The organism is Adlercreutzia muris, assembly GCF_041223505.1.
Taxonomy (GTDB): domain Bacteria; phylum Actinomycetota; class Coriobacteriia; order Coriobacteriales; family Eggerthellaceae; genus Adlercreutzia; species Adlercreutzia muris.
The window spans coordinates 11,185-27,467 of sequence record NZ_JBCLQK010000003.1; the positions used below are offsets into that span (position 1 = coordinate 11,185).

The following is a 16,283-nucleotide window of genomic DNA, read 5'->3' on the forward strand; positions in this document are numbered from 1 at the left end:
GGGCGATGCCGGCGGCTTCTGCGAGGGAGTTTACTCCTCCGAGATATCCTGCTGCTCTTTCAACGTGTTGCGCTCCACGGCCACGAGGGTTTGGGCCGCCACCGAGGCGATGAGGGTACGGCTGGCGCCATCGAGGTCGCCGGCGGTGCAGTCGACGGCCACGACGCCGAAGATGCGCCCCTTCATCCCCAGGGGCAAGAACTTCTCCGGTACGCCGCGGTAGCCCACTTCGCCGTAGCCGGTGGGGATGCGCTGCTCGTAGCAGTCGCGGACTGCGCTCGGCGCGTCCGGGCCCGGCTCGCCCAGGGAGATCGTGACGTCCCGCCGCAGGATCTTCGCCAGGAACTCCTGGGAAAAGCGGCAGGCCTCGGCGGGAGTGGTGCTCTCGAAAAGGCCGGCGCTCAGGCGATTTAGCCGGCTGAGCGCGGTGGCGGTGCGGTCGGCGGCCTGCACCTGGCGGCCCATGCGGTGGGTGATGACCCCCATGATGAGCGCCACGGCCACGAAGATGACGAGCGCCACCAGATCGGTGCGGTTGAGCACCTTCAGCTCCAGCATGGGGCTGGCGAACAGGAAGTCGTAGGACAGCAGGAAGGCAAGCCCCAGTGCCCCGCCCCACAGGCCCGAATCGGTCTCCAGGCTGGCGATGAGCACGCCGAGCACGAACACGGGGAAGACCACGAGCGTGCTCACCCCCATGAGCGAGAACCCCCACACGGCGGCCAGCCCCGCCCCGTACAGGATGGCGAGCACGACGAGGTTGCGCACCCGTCGCCGGACCGCCGGGGAAGGAGGCGTCCCCCTGCTCGGCTTCGCGGGCGCCGGCCCTTTCGTTTCCGGTGCTTTCGCGGCTTTCCGCTCGTTCCCCGCCGGCGTGGGGTCGCTTTGCCTAGGTACGATCACGACGAACTCCTTTCCACGCCGTCGAGGCGAGGGCCCTCACGCCCAGAAACAGCGGGATGATCTCGAGGCGGCCGAGCAGCATGCCCGCACACCCGATGAACAGGGGCACTGGCCCGCTTTCGGCGCCGAGGAACCCCGTGCCCACACCGGTGCTGCCCAGGCAGGAGATGAAGTCGAACAGCGCCTCCTGCAGGGTGGCCCCGCACAGGATGAGCAGGAAGGTGCCTACGGCCGCCACCAGCAGGTACAGGGCCACGAAGGTCTGGGCCTCGGACACGTCCTTGTCGGTGAGCACCGAGCGTTTCCCGAAGCGATTGATTTTGATGCTGGTCACGTGCCGCTTGTTGCCGTAGCGCCCGTGCAGGTCGTGGGCCAGGCCCCGGGCGGCCACGGCAACGCGGTACAGCTTGATGCCGCCGGAGGTGGAGCGGGCCTCGGCTCCCGCGAGCATGAGCAGGCCGAACAGGAACAGCAGCGCCGGACTCAAGTCGCCGAAGGAGGGAATGGTCTGAAACCCCGTGGAGGTGAGCACCGACACCACCTGGAACAGGCTGTGGTGCAGCGCATCGGGCACGTCGGCGGCGGTGCCCTGGGCCAGGAAGAGGCCGGCTACCACCGGCGTGGCGATTGCGACGGCGCCGAAGTAAAGGGGCGTCTCGATGTGGGTGAGAAGCGCCTTGAGCTTCCCCCGCAGAAGCAGGAACAGCAGCAGGAAGTTCGTGCCGCCGGCGATCATGAGCACGATGGTGATGCCGTCGATGAGGGGGCTGTGCCAGTAGGCGATGCTCTCGCTGTGGGTGGCGAAGCCGCCGGTGGGCACGGCGCACATGGAAATGTTCAGGGCGTCGAAGGGGGTCATGCCGGCCAGCCCGTAGGCGAGGGCGCCGCCCAGGATGAGCCCCGTGTAAATGAGCAGGATGAGCCGGGCGGTTTTGGCGGCGCTCGGCAGCAGGTGGTCGGTGTGGCCCTCGGCGTTGTACACTCCCAGGCCGCCCGTTTGGCTGACCACGCAGGTGAGGATAAGCACCAGCCCCACGCCGCCGAGGTAGCAGGTGAGGCTGCGGTAGAACAGGAAGATGGCGGGGCAGGTGTCCACGTCCACGACGCTCAAGCCCGTGGTGGTGAGCCCGCTTGTGGATTCGAAGACGGCCTGCATGGGGGTGAGCAGGCCTGCCGCCACATAGGGGACAGCGTACACGATGATGGCCAGCACCCAGACAAGCACCGTGCATGCGGCGGCTTGCCCCCGTGTCAGACGCACGGAGGGACCGGGGTCGGGCACAGCGAAGTACACGAGGTATCCCGCCACTGCTGCCCCCAGGCCCGGGAAGATGAAGCAGGGGGCCAGGGGCACCTCGGCGGGATGAGCTGGCAGCACGGCCAGGGGAACGAGCCCTGCCAGGCCGACGAACATGACGGCCACGCCCACGTAGCGGGCGAGCGGGGCCAAGGGGTGCGGCCGCCCCTCGTTAACCGCGCCCACAACTACGCTCGGCGAGATGGCGCTGCTCCGAAGTTTCGCCATGGCGGCTACCTCCGGTCTTTCCCGATCCGGTGCCAGGAGCCCAGAAGCGACAGGAGCGAGCCGCCCTCCTCGCCGCCCTCCTCCTCCGGATCGATGTTTTCCTCGTCGTCGGGCTCGCGCTGGTCGGCGTCTTCCGCGGCCGCTTCGCCCTCGCCCGGGGCCACGGCGCCGATGGCGTCGCGGATAGCCTGGGTGAGAGCGGCCGTGGCGCTGATGGCCGCAGTCACGCCCAGCTGGCGAAAGATGCGCGTGTTCTCCGGATTGGAGACGATGCACAGTTGCAGGCGGATATCGAGGAAGGCCTTGGCCACCTGGCAGATGGCCAGGTTGTCGGCATCGTAGCCGGTCAGGGCCACAATGGCGTCGAAGCCGGCCACGTCGGCATCTTCCAGCACCGATCGCTTGGTGCCGTCGCCCCAGATCACCGTACCCTCGTGGCGGCTGGAGAGATACTCGCAGAAGCGGCGGTCGTCGTTGATGACCACCACGGCCTCGGCCTCCTCGGCGAGCGCCCCCATGAGGTAGTCGGCTCGGGTGCGACCGCCCACGATGACCACTCTCATGGGGTCTCACCGCCTCGGGCCAGGTCGGTGAGGCGGAAGAACTCCGCTTCGCAGATGCGGTGGGGGCAAATGGGCTCGATGCCCCGATCCTCCAAGATTTCCACGAAGGCCTCGTCTTCCACGAGGGGCAGCACGTTGGGCACGCCAAACACCTCGCTGGCCACCTCGGCGATGAGCAGGTTGGCGGCATCGTCGCTCGTGGCGGCCACCAGGTGCGTGGCCTCGCGCACGCCGCACTCCTCCAGCACCTGGGCGCTCTTGCCGTCGCCGGTGATGATCTCACCGTCGAAATCGTCGCCCAGGGCGTCTAAGGCGCCTTCCTGCATGTCCACGGCAATGACATCGTGGCCCGCACCCGAAAGCGCCCGGGCCACGGCCGTGCCGAACATGCTGCACCCCACCACGATGATGCGGGCCCGCTTCGCCATCCTAGGCCTCCCTTCCCGGTGCCGCGCCCAAGACGCCCGACTTCACCGGGCCGCTTTGGGCGCGGCCCGCGGTCTTCGGTGCGGTTTCGGGCGCGGCCGCGGTTGCGGCGGTTGTTTCGTTCGTCGTCTCGTCCATGATCGTCATGGTAAGGCTTTAGCGCCGCCTTGGACGGCCCGTTGCCCTCTTGTTCGCAACTTGGCACCTTGGGAAGGGGCTGCTTCGCCGCAGGCGTCCCCCGCCATGGCCGACAGGTGATCTTCTCCGGGTTCGGACTGTCGCGCAAAGCGTGGGGCGTATCGAGCAAGCTGCCGAACGCGTCTAAAGGGCGAACGATCGAGCCCGCCTCCTCAAGGCATTGATGAGCCCTCTTTCTCTGAGATACCATGTGCCCTGCCGCAAAGGCACTCGAATCTGGCAGACGGGCTCTTGCCGGAGCTGGCGACGGCAAAGCGCTGCGCGCGATAGGGGGCGTTCCGATGAATGGGAAAACCTACGAATTCGAGGCGGAATTGAAGAAGGTGCCCGACATCGACGGGGCTTATGTGGAGTTTCCCTACGACGTTCGGGAGGAATTCGGGCGCGGACGGGTGAAGGTGCGCGCTACCTTCGACGGCGTGCCCTATGATGGAAGCCTCGTGTGTATGGGAACGCCCGGCCACATCATCGGCGTGCGGAAGGATATCCGCGCGGCCGTGGGGAAGCAGCCCGGCGATACGGTGCACGTGACTGTTCGCGAGCGAGCCTGAAGGGGAAACCATGGGATTGTTTGACAGCTTGAGGTCGGCCGACATCAACGCCGGGGTGCGGGAGTTCCGCGAGACGCCGGGGGCGAAGCTCATCGACGTGCGCACGCCGGCGGAGTTTGCCGACGGCCATATCCCCGGCGCGGTGAACGTGCCGCTGCAGCAGATCGGCTCCATAGCGGCAGCGGTGCCCGAGGCGGCCACGCCGCTGTTCGTGTACTGCCTCAGCGGCGGTCGCAGCGCCCAGGCCGCGGCGGCCCTGAAGCGGGCGGGCTACGGCGATGTGCGCAATATCGGCGGTATTGGGAGCTGGAACGGGGAGGTGGAGCGCTAGATGAAGGTCGTCATTATCGGGGGCGTGGCCGGCGGTGCGAGCGCGGCGGCGCGGCTGCGTCGGCTGGACGAGAGCGCCGAGATCGTCATGTTGGAGCGCACGGGCTACGTGTCCTACGCGAACTGCGGGCTGCCCTACTACGTGGGCGGCGTTATCGCCGACCGCGCCGAGCTGACGCTGCAGACGCCGGAGCGCTTCCGCGAGCGCTTCAACATCGACGTGCGCGTGGGCAGCGAGGTGACCGCCATCAACCGGGAGGCGAAGACGGTCTCGGTGCGCGAGGCGGAGACGGGCCGCATCTACGAGGAACCCTACGACAAGCTCATCTTGGCGCCGGGGGCCGCTCCGGTGGTGCCGGCGGCCGTGTCGCTGGATTCGCCGCGGGTGTTCACCTTGCGCACGGTAGAGGACGCCCTGGCTCTGCGCGCGTTTGTGACCGAGAAGACGTCGCGCCGGGCCGTGGTAGTCGGCGGCGGCTTCATCGGCATCGAGGCCGCCGAGAACTTGGTGGAGATGGGCGTGGAAACCACGCTCGTGCAGCGACCCGCGCAGCTGCTGAAGCCCCTGGACGCCGACATGGCCGCCTTCGTGCACGCTGAGATGCGCGCCCATGGGGTGCGTCTCGTGCTCGGCGGCTCGCTGGAGGCGGTGGACGAGGACGCCTGCGGTCTTGTCGTGCGCCTCGGCGACGGCGAGGCGCTGCCGGCCGATCTGGTGGTGCTTGCCATCGGCGTGGCGCCCGAGGCGCATTTGGCCGTCGAGGCGGGGCTCGCCCTCGGCCAGCGCGGCGGTATTGCCGCCGATGCGTCCATGCGCACCTCCGACCCGGACATCTTCGCCGTGGGCGATGCCGTGGAGGTGACTCACGGCGTGACGGGAAAGAAGGCGCTCGTGGCCTTGGCCGGCCCCGCCAACAAGCAGGGACGCATCGCCGCCGACGTCATCTGCGGTCTTAACAGCCGCTATGGCGGCTCCTGGGGCTCGTCGGTCATCAAGGTGTTCGATCTCACCGTGGCGTCCACGGGCCTCAACGAGGCGGCCGCCCGCGCCCAGGGCTACGATTGCGACGCGGTTATCCTGTCGCCCGGCTCCCACGCCGGCTACTATCCCGGCGCACGCCCCCTGACCATGAAGGTGGTGTTCGAGAAGGGCACGCTGCGGCTGCTCGGCGCCCAGATTGTGGGGGCCGAGGGGGCAGACAAGCGCATCGACGTTCTGGCTTGCGCCATGCAGCTGGGAGCCGATGGGGTGCGTCTGAAAGATCTGGACCTGGCCTACGCGCCTCCCTACTCCTCGGCCAAGGACCCCGTGAACATGGCCGGCTTCATGATCGAGAACGTGGCCGCCGGCCTGGTGAAGCAGGCCGGCTACGACGAGATACCGGCTCTGCGCTCGGCCGGCGCCACGCTGCTCGACGTGCGCACGGGAGCGGAATGGGATCGGGGCCACATCGACGGGTTCGTACATATTCCTCTGGATGAGCTGCGCGACCGCTTGGGCGAGCTGCCGGCCTCGGCGCCGGTCTACGTGACGTGCCAGTCGGGCCTGCGCAGCTACGTGGCCTGCCGCATGCTGGCCCAGCACGGCTTCGACGCCTACAATTTCCGCGGCGGCTACGGCTTCTACCGCGTGGTGGCCGCCGACGGGGAGCCGGTGCGCTGCGCCCGCCCCTGCGGTGCCGAGCGTTAGGGGCTGAGCGCCCGCTTCGGATGGGTCCTGGATTGCTTCGGGGTGAGAAGGGAAAAAGAGAGGGGCGACGGGCCCCTGCGCGAAAAGAGGTGCGCCTCGAAGACGGGGCGCACCGCGGCAACTAAGGAGGCTGGCATGGCATTGACCGTCAAGCGTTTTCACGAGCTGAGCCTGGACGAATATCACGAGATGCTGAAACTGCGCTGCGCGGTGTTCGTCGTGGAGCAGCAGAGCCCCTACCAGGAAGTGGACGACGCCGACAAGGAGGCGCTGCACCTGTGGCTGCGCGACGGGGACGGCGCGCTTGCGGCCTATGCCCGGGTGCTGCCGGCCGGCGTGACCCACGAGACCCCCTCCATCGGCCGCGTCATCGCCGTCCAGCGCGGCACGGGGGCAGGGCGTCGCATCATGGAGGAGGCCATCCGCGTGGCCCAAAGTGAGCTGGGCGCCGACGTCATCACCATCGAGGCCCAGGTGCAGGCCCGCGGCTTCTACGAGAAACTCGGCTTCAAGCAGACCTCCGACGAGTTCGACGACGGCGGTATTCCCCATATCGAGATGCGCCTGACGCGCTAACCTATCCGGCCGGGGCAGCCCGGGACATGTTGAGGACGGACGTTACGGGCGAGAAGGGAGATGCCATGAACCAGCGCGAGATATACTTGGCCGGAGGCTGCTTTTGGGGTACCGAGGCCTACCTGAAGCGCATCCCCGGCGTTCTGGAAACCGAGGTCGGTTACGCGAACAGCGCCGTGGCCGACCCCAGCTACGAGGAGGTGTGCTCCGGCGAGACGGGCGCGGCCGAGGCCGTGCGCGTTACTTACGATGCCGACGTGCTGCCGCTGCCTCTGCTTCTGGCGGCCTACCTGCGCACGGTGGATCCCTTCTCGCTGAACCGCCAGGGCAACGACCGCGGCACCCAGTACCGTACGGGCATCTACTGGATCGACGACGCAGACCGGGCCGCCGCGATCTCGGCGCTGGTGAGTCTTGCACGCGCCAGCGGCAAGAACCCGCGCATTGAGGCTGCCCCGCTCGTCAACTTCTCTCCCGCCGAGGCCTATCACCAAGACTACTTAGGCCGCAATCCCTTCGGTTACTGCCATGTGAACCTCGCCGACGCCCGCGTTTTCGTGGAAGAGCACGCCGCCGATTTTGGCTCCGCCCGATAACCGGCCAGCGTTACTGCATCAATGGCAGTGCCCTCCGCTTCGTCTCCGCTGACAAGCTAGAAGCCGAGGGCTACGGCTACCTGCGCAACATCATGCCCTAACGCACTGTGCAATACGTAGTCGAAACTGAATGAGATTGGGCGGCGCGAAGTGGCTCTGCGCTGTGTTTATGCGATCAACTCGGCGGGATACTTGAATGAGCGGAGGTAGAGCCCCTCAGGCGCGATGTCGATCTCCCCGTCAAGCCATTGCAACACCCCGTGGTCGATGGAGAACGACGAGAAAGTCTCCTGATTTCCCAAAGGCGCAAACGCCTCGAACTCAGTGAGCTCGGTGGCGTCAAGAAGGCGCGTCTCTCCTGTATTGAAGGTAACGAGCATACAGAGGTTGCCAACGTCGCGTGCATCCGTGACCTTGAGGGTTGCGGTAGGCTGGCTTGCGCATACATAACCATCGGAAACAAACATGGGTAAACCTCTCTGCTTCTTACGCCAGTGGCGCAATTTTGTCGAGGGGCTTCTTCGCGACGGCAAGATTCCAGGCTCGGTAGCACGACCTCTCTTCCGACCACTATCTCAACCGAGCTGGGAATTACCAAAATCCGAATTTGTTGCAACCAAAATCCGAGTCTTGGGCGCGAAGGGGTTGATTGTCGTTCTTGGGCGCAGGGGATTAGGCGCGGGGCCAATCCAGGGACCAATCGCTACTACCTGCTCATCTCCGCCTTCCACACTTCGGCGTAGTCGGCTAGCATGGCCGAGAGGCGCTGGCCGATGGCGATGTAATCGTCGGCATTAAGGTTCGCCAGCGACACGCGCACCGACCATTCCGGCGCGTCGAAGCCATGCCCGTCCATGAGCACGACGCCAGTGTCCTGGGCGAGCCGCACCACGATGTCCAGCGAGTCGTAGTTTTCCTTCAGCCACGCGAAGAAGTCGGCGCCGTACAAGCGTGTGGCCCAAATCCCCAGGTCGATCACCGAGTAGTAGCCGGCGCGCTCGGGGTCGGGCTCAAGCGTCCAGCCGAGGCTCTTCCACAGAAGGCCCAGGCGATGCTGCACGAGCTGCTGCATTCGCGTGCGGTACACGTCGCGGTCGTCCAGCAGGCAGTACAGCGCGAACAGCGACATCATCACCTGCTGGGGCGTCCCGAGCCCCGCCGTGCCGTTCAAGGCCACCAGGCGCGAGTCGGCCACCATGCGGTCGGTGAACTTCACCTTCTCGATATGGTCGGTCAGGCATGCGTAGCGGCTGACGAGCACCTTCTTCTTGTCCTCGGGCAGCTTCGCAATGAGGTCGTCGAAAACGTTATCTTGCGCGGTGGCGATGACAGCGAGACGCCAGCCGGTGGCGCCGAAGTACTTTGAGAACGAGTACACGCAGGCGGTGTTGTAGGGCAAATCGGCCAGAAGCGACCGGTAGTGGGGCACGAAGGTGCCGTAGACGTCGTCGCTGATGATGATGAGGTCGGGCCGCTCGTTCTTCACGAGGCTGACGAGCTTGGCCCGCGAGGTATCGTCCAAGGCTACCGACGGCGGGTTCGACGGGTTCACGAGGCACAGCAGCTTGATGGACGGGTCGCGCAGCTTTTCCAGCTCGCTGTCGGGGTACTGCCAGGTGTGCAGCCCATCCGCATCGATAGTGTTCGCCTGGATATAGGTGACGTCCAGGTCGTAGTCGTTCAGCGTGGGGATGTTCAGGTACGGCGTGAAGATGGGGGTCATGAGCGCGATGCGGTCGCCGGGATTCACGAGGAAGTTGCACTTCAGGCTGTAGAACAGATAGCACATGGCCGCCGTACCGCCCTCGGTGGCGAACAGATCGTAAGGGGTCGCGGGCGCGCGGCTGTCGTCCATGGCCTTCACCAGGTAGCGGTTGACGATCTCTTGGGTGTAGCGCAGGATGCGATCGGGCATGGGGTACTCGTCTCCGACGATGCCGCCGGTCCACTCGTGCACGAGTTCGTCGCCGGCCAGGCCCTCAGCGTCCAGGTAATCCCAGGCGCGCTTGAGGAATTGCGCCGGCTTCTCGCGCCCGTGCTCGTCAAGGAAGGCGAGGAAACGCGCGGCGGCGCCCTCGGCGGCGGGCATGCCCGCCAGGTCGAAGTCCGGCTCGTCCATGGTGCGGCGCGCCTCTTCCATGGCAAAGGCGCCCAGCAGGAAGAAGGCCTCGCGGGGCAGGGTGGTTATCCAGTTCGGGTTGCCGCGCCCGGCGTTCAGCAGGGTGCGCGTGGTGCCTTCATCGCCCTTCTTAGCCATCTTCACCAGAAGGTTCTTCACCTCGAAGGGCGACATGGCGCCGAGCGATTCCTCGAAGGAGCGATCGTCGTTGGCCTTGATGCCGGCCTCGATGGCGGCGGGGGAGTCGGTGGCAGCGGTGCCGGCACCGTGGGAAGTCGAAGGGGTGGCAGTGCTCATGGGGCGTCCTTTCTCGTGGTAGCCCCATTGTGCCGCGCGCGAACGCCGATGTTCCTCGCGCGCCGCCACCTGTAAGGAAAGTGAGAACCTCGAAGGTTCGTTTTGGCACCGCTGTTTACCTTGCGCGCAGCCGCTCGTTCAGCCGCACGCAGTCGGTTACTTCCACAGAAGCGAGGCGCTCTCGTCGCGCTCGAGGCATAAATCGCGCAGCTGCTCCAATTCCTCCTTGTAGTCGGCGGGATTATCCGACTCGTCGCGGTAATCGAGCTCTTCCAGCACTTCCACCTGGAAGTTCTCCTCACCGTAGCGCCGCCAAAGCTCCAGCAGATACCGGTTGGGATGGTAATCCGAGTTCAACTTGAACGTGATGCCGTTGGTGTCGCCGGGGATGTTGCGCGATGCCAGAAGGAAGCTCTCTCCCGTAGGCACGCAGCGAAACGACAGCACGCCCATAGGCGGCCGACTGGTGCGATACGCTTCTTTCAGTTCGCGTTTGCGCTGGTTGTTCATCGATGCCTCCTGTCCGTTGAAATTTAGTGATCGAGAGTGCGCGCGAATAGGCGAGAATGCAGAGCATCATAAGCGGCAGCAAGCAAAAATAACTTCACAAGGAGGATGCAGCGGTGGGACTGATGGATTTTCTGAAACCGGCCGATATCAACGCCGGCGTGGAGGAGTTCCGCGCGACGCCGGGCGCGCGGCTGATCGACGTGCGCACGCCGGGGGAATACGCTGGCGGCCATATTCCCGGTGCGGCGAACGTGCCGCTGCAGCAGATCAGCGCCATCGTGAGCGAGGTGCCCGACAAGAGCACGCCGCTGTTCGTGTACTGCATGAGCGGGGCGCGCAGCCAGCAGGCGGTCGGCGCCCTCAAGCAGATGGGCTACACCGACGCGCGCAACATCGGCGGCATCGGCAGCTGGCGCGGAGACGTAGAACGCTAGGGCCATCGCTCGGCTTACGGCCCCCACAGGAGAGGACCGCGACGGTTACAGCGAAGCTTCGAAGTTGGCCGCAACCTCGCCAGGCGAGTGTGTCTCAGCGAAAATAGGCGGTGCGAGAAAGGATGCCCCATGCGCCCCTATGAGGAACTAATCGTCGACATTCCGAACTATCCGAAGCCCGGGGTCGTGTTCAAAGACCTCACGCCGGCCTTCGCCGACGCCGACGCCTTCGCCGCCATGGTAGACGATCTGGCGGCCCATTTCGCCGATCGCGGCATTACCAAGGTGGTGGGCGCCGAGGCCCGCGGGTTCATCGTGGGCGCGGCCGTGGCGCTGCGCCTGGGGGCCGGGTTCGTGCCCTGCCGCAAGCCGGGCAAGCTGCCGCGCACGGTGCTGCGCGAGTCCTATGTGCTGGAGTACGGCACCGATGCGCTGGAGATTCACGCCGATGCGCTGACGCCCGACGACGTGGTGCTCATCGTGGACGACCTGGTGGCCACGGGAGGCACCACCACGGCCATGGTACGCCTCGTGCGTGCGAGCGGCGCGCATCTGGCGGGTCTCGGCTTCGTCATGGAGCTGGCCTTCCTGAGCCCCCGAGCCGTGATCGCCGAGGAAACCGATGCCGAGGTGTTCTCGCTCGTTGCCGTTGATTAGACAGCTAGGGTGCGGCCTCCGGAGGCAGCTACGGCGCAGCGTCTGGCAGATGATAGGAAGAGCAAGAGAGCTGCTCTTCCTATCCCAAAAACAACAGGTTCATCAGCACGTTGAGGGCGAACAGTCCTACGATGATGAGCGCGAACAGGCCGATGCGGCGGGTGTCGCCCACCGCGAGACCGGTTTTCGGGTCGATCGGGTGCGCCGAGGGGTTCTCCTTCGCCAGGCCGCCGTAGATCTTCTTGAAGACGATATAGGCCACCACGCCCGAGGCGAGGAACGCCACAGTGGCGAAGAAGTTCGCGACGGGGTTCAAGCACAGGGTGAACGTGGCGATGCCGAAAGCCAAAGCCGAGTACAGGCGCACGCCCACCTTTCCGCCGCCGATGACGTACATGTCGGCCGGACGGTTTTCCACCGGGTACATCTTGCGCAGGCGCATCACGATGAAGCCGAGGAACATGTAGCGGGCCAAGATGAAGATGATGTTCATCTCGATGATGGTGGTGAAGTCGAACTGCGAGAAGACAAGCGACGAGGCGGCGATGGTGAGCACGCCCACGTAGGGGCTGCGGCCGGCCTTGTCCACCTTGCGGATGAATTTGGGGAACAGGTTGTCCTCCGACAGCACCCAGAAGCTGCGGGAGCCGCTGGCCAGGTAGGTGTTGTAGATGGTGCACTGGCTCATGATGGCGATGACGAGGAACAGCACCACGCCGGAGTGGCCGAGCACCATGGAGAAGATGGTGCCGTAGCCGAGCACGTCGGCCGAGAAGCCGCCGTCGATGCCCCATTGCGTCCACGAGCCGGCCGGGTAGGCGGCCAGGCAGGCCAAGGTGGGCAGGATGTAGGACAGGGCAATGAGCGGCAGGGCGATGCGGAAGCCCTTGGCCACGTTGCGGGAGTCCTCGTATTCCCCGGACATGGCGGCGATGCACTCGTAGCCGCAGTACATCCAGATGCCGATGCTGAGGGATTCCACCAAACACCCCATGGGGGCCTCGGGGGTGGCGAAGATGGGGTCGAAGGGGTTGGTCTGCCAGTTGATGAGGCCGAATACCACGGCCATGCCGAACACGATGAGGATGAGCACCGAGAAGAAGGTGCTGATGCGCTCCACCTCGATGAGCCCCACGAGGTTGACCACGGTGAAGCAGCCCACCACGAGCAGCTTCACCACGAAGGTGCCCTCGGCATCGAGGGACAGCAGCTGGGAGGTGTAGCCGCCCACCATGGCGATGTAGGCGCCCGAGGAAATGTAGGTGTCCATGGAGGTCCACCAGCCGGCCTGGAAGCCCCAGAACTCGCCGAAGGTCTCCTTGGCCCAGGCGTAGATGCCGCCCTCCCGGGGCAGGATGGCATTGGCCTCGGCCACCAGTCGGCTGATGGGGCGCGCCCACACGAAGGGCAGCACCATGAGGATGATGAGGGTGAGGCCCGGACCGGCGGCGGGGATGATCTCCTCGATGCCGAAGGCGCCGGCCGACACCAGACAGAACAGCATGAAGGCGATGCCGATGGCGCTGATATTGGTCTTCCGCAGATTGCCGATGGACCCGGCAGGCGGGGTCGGCGGGAAGAGATCCTGTTCTCCGGCAGGAAGCGAGTTGTTGGCGGCCAAGCGCGAACCACCCCCTTGAAGGTTCGGCAATAGATGCGGATTGCAGTGTAGTTCATTCCCCGCGGGCCCGTGGGCGCAGGGCCGCGGGGGCGGCAAGCGGATGAGACGCGGCGGTTGGGGCCAGCGGAGCCGAGGCAACGGCTGACAGGAAGCCAAGAGCGCGGATGGCATGCGCCGCCGCGGACGGTTCCCGTTGGGCGGCGATGGCGAGGGCGCGGACGGTTTTTTCCTAGGGAATGGTGACGAACATGGTGTCGTTAATGATGCAGGCATCGCCGTCGGCGAGCTTCTCGCGCTTGAGGGGCAGCCCATCGTTGCCGAGGAAGCCCTCGTAGAAGAGATCTTCGCCGGCGAAGAGGTAGTCCACGTCGATGTCCTCGATGCGACGGCCAAGCAGGATGCTGCGGAAGTCCAGGGCGAGGAAGGCCCCAATGAGGCCCTCGGCCTCGGCCAGCGCCTCGGGGGCGAAAGCGCCGAAGGGGAAGGGGTCGCCGCCGGGTTGGCCGGCCCGCAGCAGGTACAGCTCGTCGGCGGTGCAGGCGTAATCGAGGCGCAGGGTGCTGTCGGCGGGAAAACCGAGGGCCCGGCGCACGGCCATTTCGGTGACAGAAGGGTTATCCGGGTGCAGGACAAGGGTGCCGAAGTAGACGGCGAGGCTGAAGCTGAGCTCGCCGGTGGAGGGGTCCTCGCCGGTCCAGGCGGCCGCGGACACGCGATTGCCCACGCGGTCGAACAGGAGTTGCACCTGGGCGCACTCCGGCGGTACGACGAAATAGGGGCGATTGAAGATGTCGTTGTAGCTCATGGTGTCCTCCCGGGGGCGAGGGCTCGCGACCGCAGGGCGACGGCGCCCGGCGGGCGGGCGGGGTGCTCGGCGTGTTTCTCTGATGTTTCTACCATAGCGCAGCGCGGCGACGAAAGAAATAGTCGCAATAGTCCCATTTTCGGAATTTCGGACCGATTCGGGAAAAAGAACGGCCCCGCCGGCGTCGACGGGGCCGCAAAAAGGATCAGGGATTGTGCTGGGCCGCGACGCCAGATCGCCGGGGGCGAGCGGTGCCGCAGGCGGCCCGGTGACCCCGGCGATGGCGGTCGCCAGGTCCGTCCGGCCTTCCCTGTCTACTCGTCCTCGGGGATGAGGCCGGCCTCGTAGGCCGCCTGGAGACGGCGCAGGTCGCCGATGCGCTGGCGGATGGCCGCGCCCTCGTCGGTGTCGGCCACGGTGCGCGGGGCGTCGTAGCGCTCGAGCACGCGGCGCGCGCCAATGATGTCGGCATTCTCCTGAATGGCCGCCTCGCGCGAGGTCAGCGGCTCGTTCGCGTCCAGGAACAGGCCCTCGGCGTTCGATACCAGGGTGTAGCCGGCCAGACCCGTGGTCTTCTGATAGGCGCTCGAGAAGCCGCCGTCGATGGTGAGCACGCGCCCCGCGGCCTTCACCGGGTCCTCGCCATCTTTCGCCTTCACCGGCACGTGTCCGCAGATGATGCGCGAGGTAGCCGGATCCATGCCGAAGTCGCGGAAGATGCCGTCTACCACCGCGGGGTCGTCCAGCAGCGCGTAGAAGGGGTTCTTCACCTCTTTGCGGGCGGCCTTGTCGGCGATGAGGTACAGCTCGAAGGTGGCCATCTTGCTCTTGGCGAACAGGGGCGAGCCGGGGCCGAGCCACAGGTACCACAGCATGGCCAGGCCGCGCTCGCGTTCCTCCTCGTCGGTGGCGAGGAAGGCCGCGCGCACCGAGGCGTCCACCATGTCGTAGAGGGCCCGTCCCCGGTAGGTCTCGCCGAACAGGGTGACTTCCAGCAGCGACCCGTCGGGAGCCAGGGGCACGCAGGCGTGCAGCAGCAGGTTGCCGTTCTCGATCTTGTACAGGCTGCCGTGGTCGAGGAAGAAGGCCATGTGGCGCTGGAGGCGCTCGCAACGGGTGAAGGCGGCGCAGAGCTGCTCGATGACGGCCGCCTCTCCCTCGGTCAGGCGGTAGGGGTCGTCCCAGTCCACCGTGGGGAAGGCGGTGTCGGTCAGAGCGTATTCCACGCCGTCCACTACCACGGTGCCGCGTTCGCGGTCAATGCGGTGCAGCAGGTTGCGGTCGTCCAGGCCGAAGGAGGGGTTCGCGGCGATGAGGGCCGCCTCCACCTTGAACTGGATGACGGCCATGGCCTTCTGGATCTTCTCGGTCAGCGCGGTCTCGGCGGCCGAGAGGCCGGGGTTGCCCTTGAGGGCGAAGGCGACGCAGGGGTCGTCGGCGTAGGCCTCGGCAGCGAAGCTGGCCAGGGGGCGCAGGTTGATGCCGTAGGCGTCCTCCAGGATGGACAGGTTGCCGTAGCGGGCGCAGATGCGCACCACGTTGGCCACGCTGCCGGGGCTGCCGGCGGCCGCGCCCATCCACAGGATGTCGTGGTTGCCCCACTGCACGTCCACGGCGGGGTAGTCCAAAAGTTCGTCCATGATGAGGTGGGGCGCCGGGCCGCGGTCGTATACGTCGCCGATGAGGTGCAGCTGGTCCACCACGAGGTGCCGGGTCAGCTCGGCCAGGGTGATGGCCAGGTTGACGCCGTAGCCGCCCTCGATGGCGGCCTCGATGAGGGCCGCGGCGGTGCCGGCCTTGGCGGTCACGCCCTGGGCGGCCAAAAGCGCAGCGGCCACGGCGCCGAAGTCGGCGGGAATGAGGGCGTCCACCTCGGCCAGGCCGTGGCGGCTGGCGGCAGCATGGGCCAGGGCCGCCAGTCGGCTCAGGGTAGCGGCGAGCCAGGCATCGGCGGCCTCGTCGCTGGCGGCACGGCCGAGAACCCCGAGGGCCTTCTCTTCCGGATAGGCCACTACGGCGGCCAGCTCGGCGGCTTCCCCGGCGGTCAGCCCAGCGCCGAAAGTGTCGGCGATGAGGGTGCGCACGGCGCCCGATCCGTTGCGCAGCAGGTGGGAGAAGGCGTTGTACTCGCCGTGGATGTCCGAAGCGAACAGCTCCGTGCCCCGGGGCAGGGCCAGCACCCCTTCCAGCATCGCCGCCGCTTCGGCCGCCTCGCTGGCCGTCGGGTACAGCTCTGAGAGAGCTTCCAGGTAAGTCGTTTCAAGCGCGTCCATAGATCATCCTCCTTGTTGGACCGCAGAGATTCCGTGATCCCATTGTATCCGACCCCGCTCGACCGCCGTCCCTCCCCGCAGAAACTGCGGAGACGGAGCGGGCTTCCCGTTCGCGCAACGGGAGGGCGCGGAGCACTCTCGCGAAGGTGCTCCCATGGGAGAGCCGCCGGCTCGCGTTCTCCGGTGCTGGGGGATGGTGGCTTATGGTG

At 66.4% G+C, this 16,283-nt stretch carries 18 protein-coding genes; 7 read left to right on the plus strand and 11 right to left on the minus strand.

The window, feature by feature from the left end; genetic code table 11:
• Nucleotides 1-30 precede the first annotated feature (30 nt).
• Genes AAK988_RS03735 through AAK988_RS03755 form a run of 5 tightly spaced genes read right to left on the minus strand, consistent with a single transcriptional unit; the run spans nucleotide 31 to nucleotide 3,564 of the window.
• Nucleotides 31-903, minus strand: a complete 873-nt coding sequence (locus tag AAK988_RS03735; RefSeq protein ID WP_161471561.1) for a DUF4118 domain-containing protein — start codon at nucleotides 901-903, stop codon at nucleotides 31-33.
• Complete coding sequence (locus tag AAK988_RS03740; RefSeq protein WP_369873026.1) at nucleotides 890-2,428, minus strand: TrkH family potassium uptake protein; 1,539 nt, start codon at nucleotides 2,426-2,428, stop codon at nucleotides 890-892. The genes AAK988_RS03735 and AAK988_RS03740 overlap by 14 nt, the downstream gene beginning before the upstream one ends.
• A 5-nt stretch (nucleotides 2,429-2,433) precedes the next feature.
• Nucleotides 2,434-2,991: a potassium channel family protein gene (locus tag AAK988_RS03745; protein ID WP_257482804.1), complete on the minus strand. Its 558-nt coding sequence runs from the start codon at nucleotides 2,989-2,991 to the stop codon at nucleotides 2,434-2,436.
• On the minus strand, nucleotides 2,988-3,419 hold the full coding sequence (locus AAK988_RS03750) for a potassium channel family protein (RefSeq protein WP_369873025.1): 432 nt from the start codon (nucleotides 3,417-3,419) through the stop codon (nucleotides 2,988-2,990). The genes AAK988_RS03745 and AAK988_RS03750 overlap by 4 nt, the downstream gene beginning before the upstream one ends.
• A gap of 1 nt (nucleotide 3,420) precedes the next feature.
• Entirely contained in the window at nucleotides 3,421-3,564 is a 144-nt protein-coding gene (locus AAK988_RS03755; protein ID WP_369873024.1) for a hypothetical protein, read from the minus strand.
• 332 nt (nucleotides 3,565-3,896) lie between these two features.
• Here AAK988_RS03755 and AAK988_RS03760 point away from each other — a divergent pair, with 332 nt between their 5' ends.
• The 5 genes from AAK988_RS03760 to msrA all read left to right on the plus strand — a co-directional run bounded on the left by AAK988_RS03760 (nucleotide 3,897) and on the right by msrA (nucleotide 7,358).
• The gene (locus AAK988_RS03760; RefSeq protein WP_369873023.1) at nucleotides 3,897-4,166 is read left to right on the plus strand and encodes a DUF1905 domain-containing protein; all 270 of its coding nucleotides are present in this window, start codon (nucleotides 3,897-3,899) and stop codon (nucleotides 4,164-4,166) included.
• Nucleotides 4,167-4,176: 10 nt separating this feature from the next.
• Nucleotides 4,177-4,497 carry a rhodanese-like domain-containing protein gene (locus AAK988_RS03765; RefSeq protein WP_369873022.1) on the plus strand — a complete coding sequence of 107 codons (321 nt, stop codon included), beginning with the start codon at nucleotides 4,177-4,179 and terminating at the stop codon, nucleotides 4,495-4,497.
• Nucleotides 4,498-6,186 (plus strand): FAD-dependent oxidoreductase, encoded by a 1,689-nt coding sequence (locus AAK988_RS03770; RefSeq protein ID WP_369873021.1) that lies wholly within the window; start codon nucleotides 4,498-4,500, stop codon nucleotides 6,184-6,186.
• Nucleotides 6,187-6,321: 135 nt separating this feature from the next.
• On the plus strand, nucleotides 6,322-6,762 hold the full coding sequence (locus AAK988_RS03775; RefSeq protein ID WP_369880436.1) for a GNAT family N-acetyltransferase: 441 nt from the start codon (nucleotides 6,322-6,324) through the stop codon (nucleotides 6,760-6,762).
• A gap of 65 nt (nucleotides 6,763-6,827) precedes the next feature.
• A complete protein-coding gene (msrA, locus tag AAK988_RS03780; protein ID WP_369873019.1) occupies nucleotides 6,828-7,358 on the plus strand; it encodes a peptide-methionine (S)-S-oxide reductase MsrA in 531 nt (176 codons plus the stop codon).
• A gap of 167 nt (nucleotides 7,359-7,525) precedes the next feature.
• On the opposite strand, the gene AAK988_RS03785 is transcribed toward msrA, so the two are convergent.
• The 3 genes from AAK988_RS03785 to AAK988_RS03795 all read right to left on the minus strand — a co-directional run bounded on the left by AAK988_RS03785 (nucleotide 7,526) and on the right by AAK988_RS03795 (nucleotide 10,284).
• Nucleotides 7,526-7,825, minus strand: coding sequence for a DUF2442 domain-containing protein (locus AAK988_RS03785; RefSeq protein ID WP_151430197.1), 300 nt, complete (start codon nucleotides 7,823-7,825; stop codon nucleotides 7,526-7,528).
• Between the two features lie 239 nt (nucleotides 7,826-8,064).
• A complete protein-coding gene (locus AAK988_RS03790; RefSeq protein WP_262999858.1) occupies nucleotides 8,065-9,774 on the minus strand; it encodes a bifunctional aspartate transaminase/aspartate 4-decarboxylase in 1,710 nt (569 codons plus the stop codon).
• A 156-nt stretch (nucleotides 9,775-9,930) separates the two neighbouring features.
• On the minus strand, nucleotides 9,931-10,284 hold the full coding sequence (locus AAK988_RS03795) for a GIY-YIG nuclease family protein (protein ID WP_151430195.1): 354 nt from the start codon (nucleotides 10,282-10,284) through the stop codon (nucleotides 9,931-9,933).
• 122 nt (nucleotides 10,285-10,406) lie between these two features.
• Between AAK988_RS03795 and AAK988_RS03800 the strand changes: the two genes are divergently transcribed.
• The gene (locus tag AAK988_RS03800; RefSeq protein ID WP_205717327.1) at nucleotides 10,407-10,718 is read left to right on the plus strand and encodes a rhodanese-like domain-containing protein; all 312 of its coding nucleotides are present in this window, start codon (nucleotides 10,407-10,409) and stop codon (nucleotides 10,716-10,718) included.
• A gap of 129 nt (nucleotides 10,719-10,847) precedes the next feature.
• Nucleotides 10,848-11,375: an adenine phosphoribosyltransferase gene (locus AAK988_RS03805; protein WP_369873015.1), complete on the plus strand. Its 528-nt coding sequence runs from the start codon at nucleotides 10,848-10,850 to the stop codon at nucleotides 11,373-11,375.
• A gap of 79 nt (nucleotides 11,376-11,454) precedes the next feature.
• On the opposite strand, the gene AAK988_RS03810 is transcribed toward AAK988_RS03805, so the two are convergent.
• The 3 genes from AAK988_RS03810 to AAK988_RS03820 form a co-directional block, all read right to left on the minus strand.
• Nucleotides 11,455-12,996, minus strand: coding sequence for an APC family permease (locus AAK988_RS03810; protein ID WP_369873014.1), 1,542 nt, complete (start codon nucleotides 12,994-12,996; stop codon nucleotides 11,455-11,457).
• Nucleotides 12,997-13,225: 229 nt separating this feature from the next.
• Entirely contained in the window at nucleotides 13,226-13,801 is a 576-nt protein-coding gene (locus AAK988_RS03815) for a hypothetical protein (RefSeq protein ID WP_151430191.1), read from the minus strand.
• Between the two features lie 314 nt (nucleotides 13,802-14,115).
• On the minus strand, nucleotides 14,116-16,074 hold the full coding sequence (locus tag AAK988_RS03820; RefSeq protein ID WP_369873013.1) for a fructose-bisphosphatase class III: 1,959 nt from the start codon (nucleotides 16,072-16,074) through the stop codon (nucleotides 14,116-14,118).
• Nucleotides 16,075-16,283: the final 209 nt, after the last annotated feature.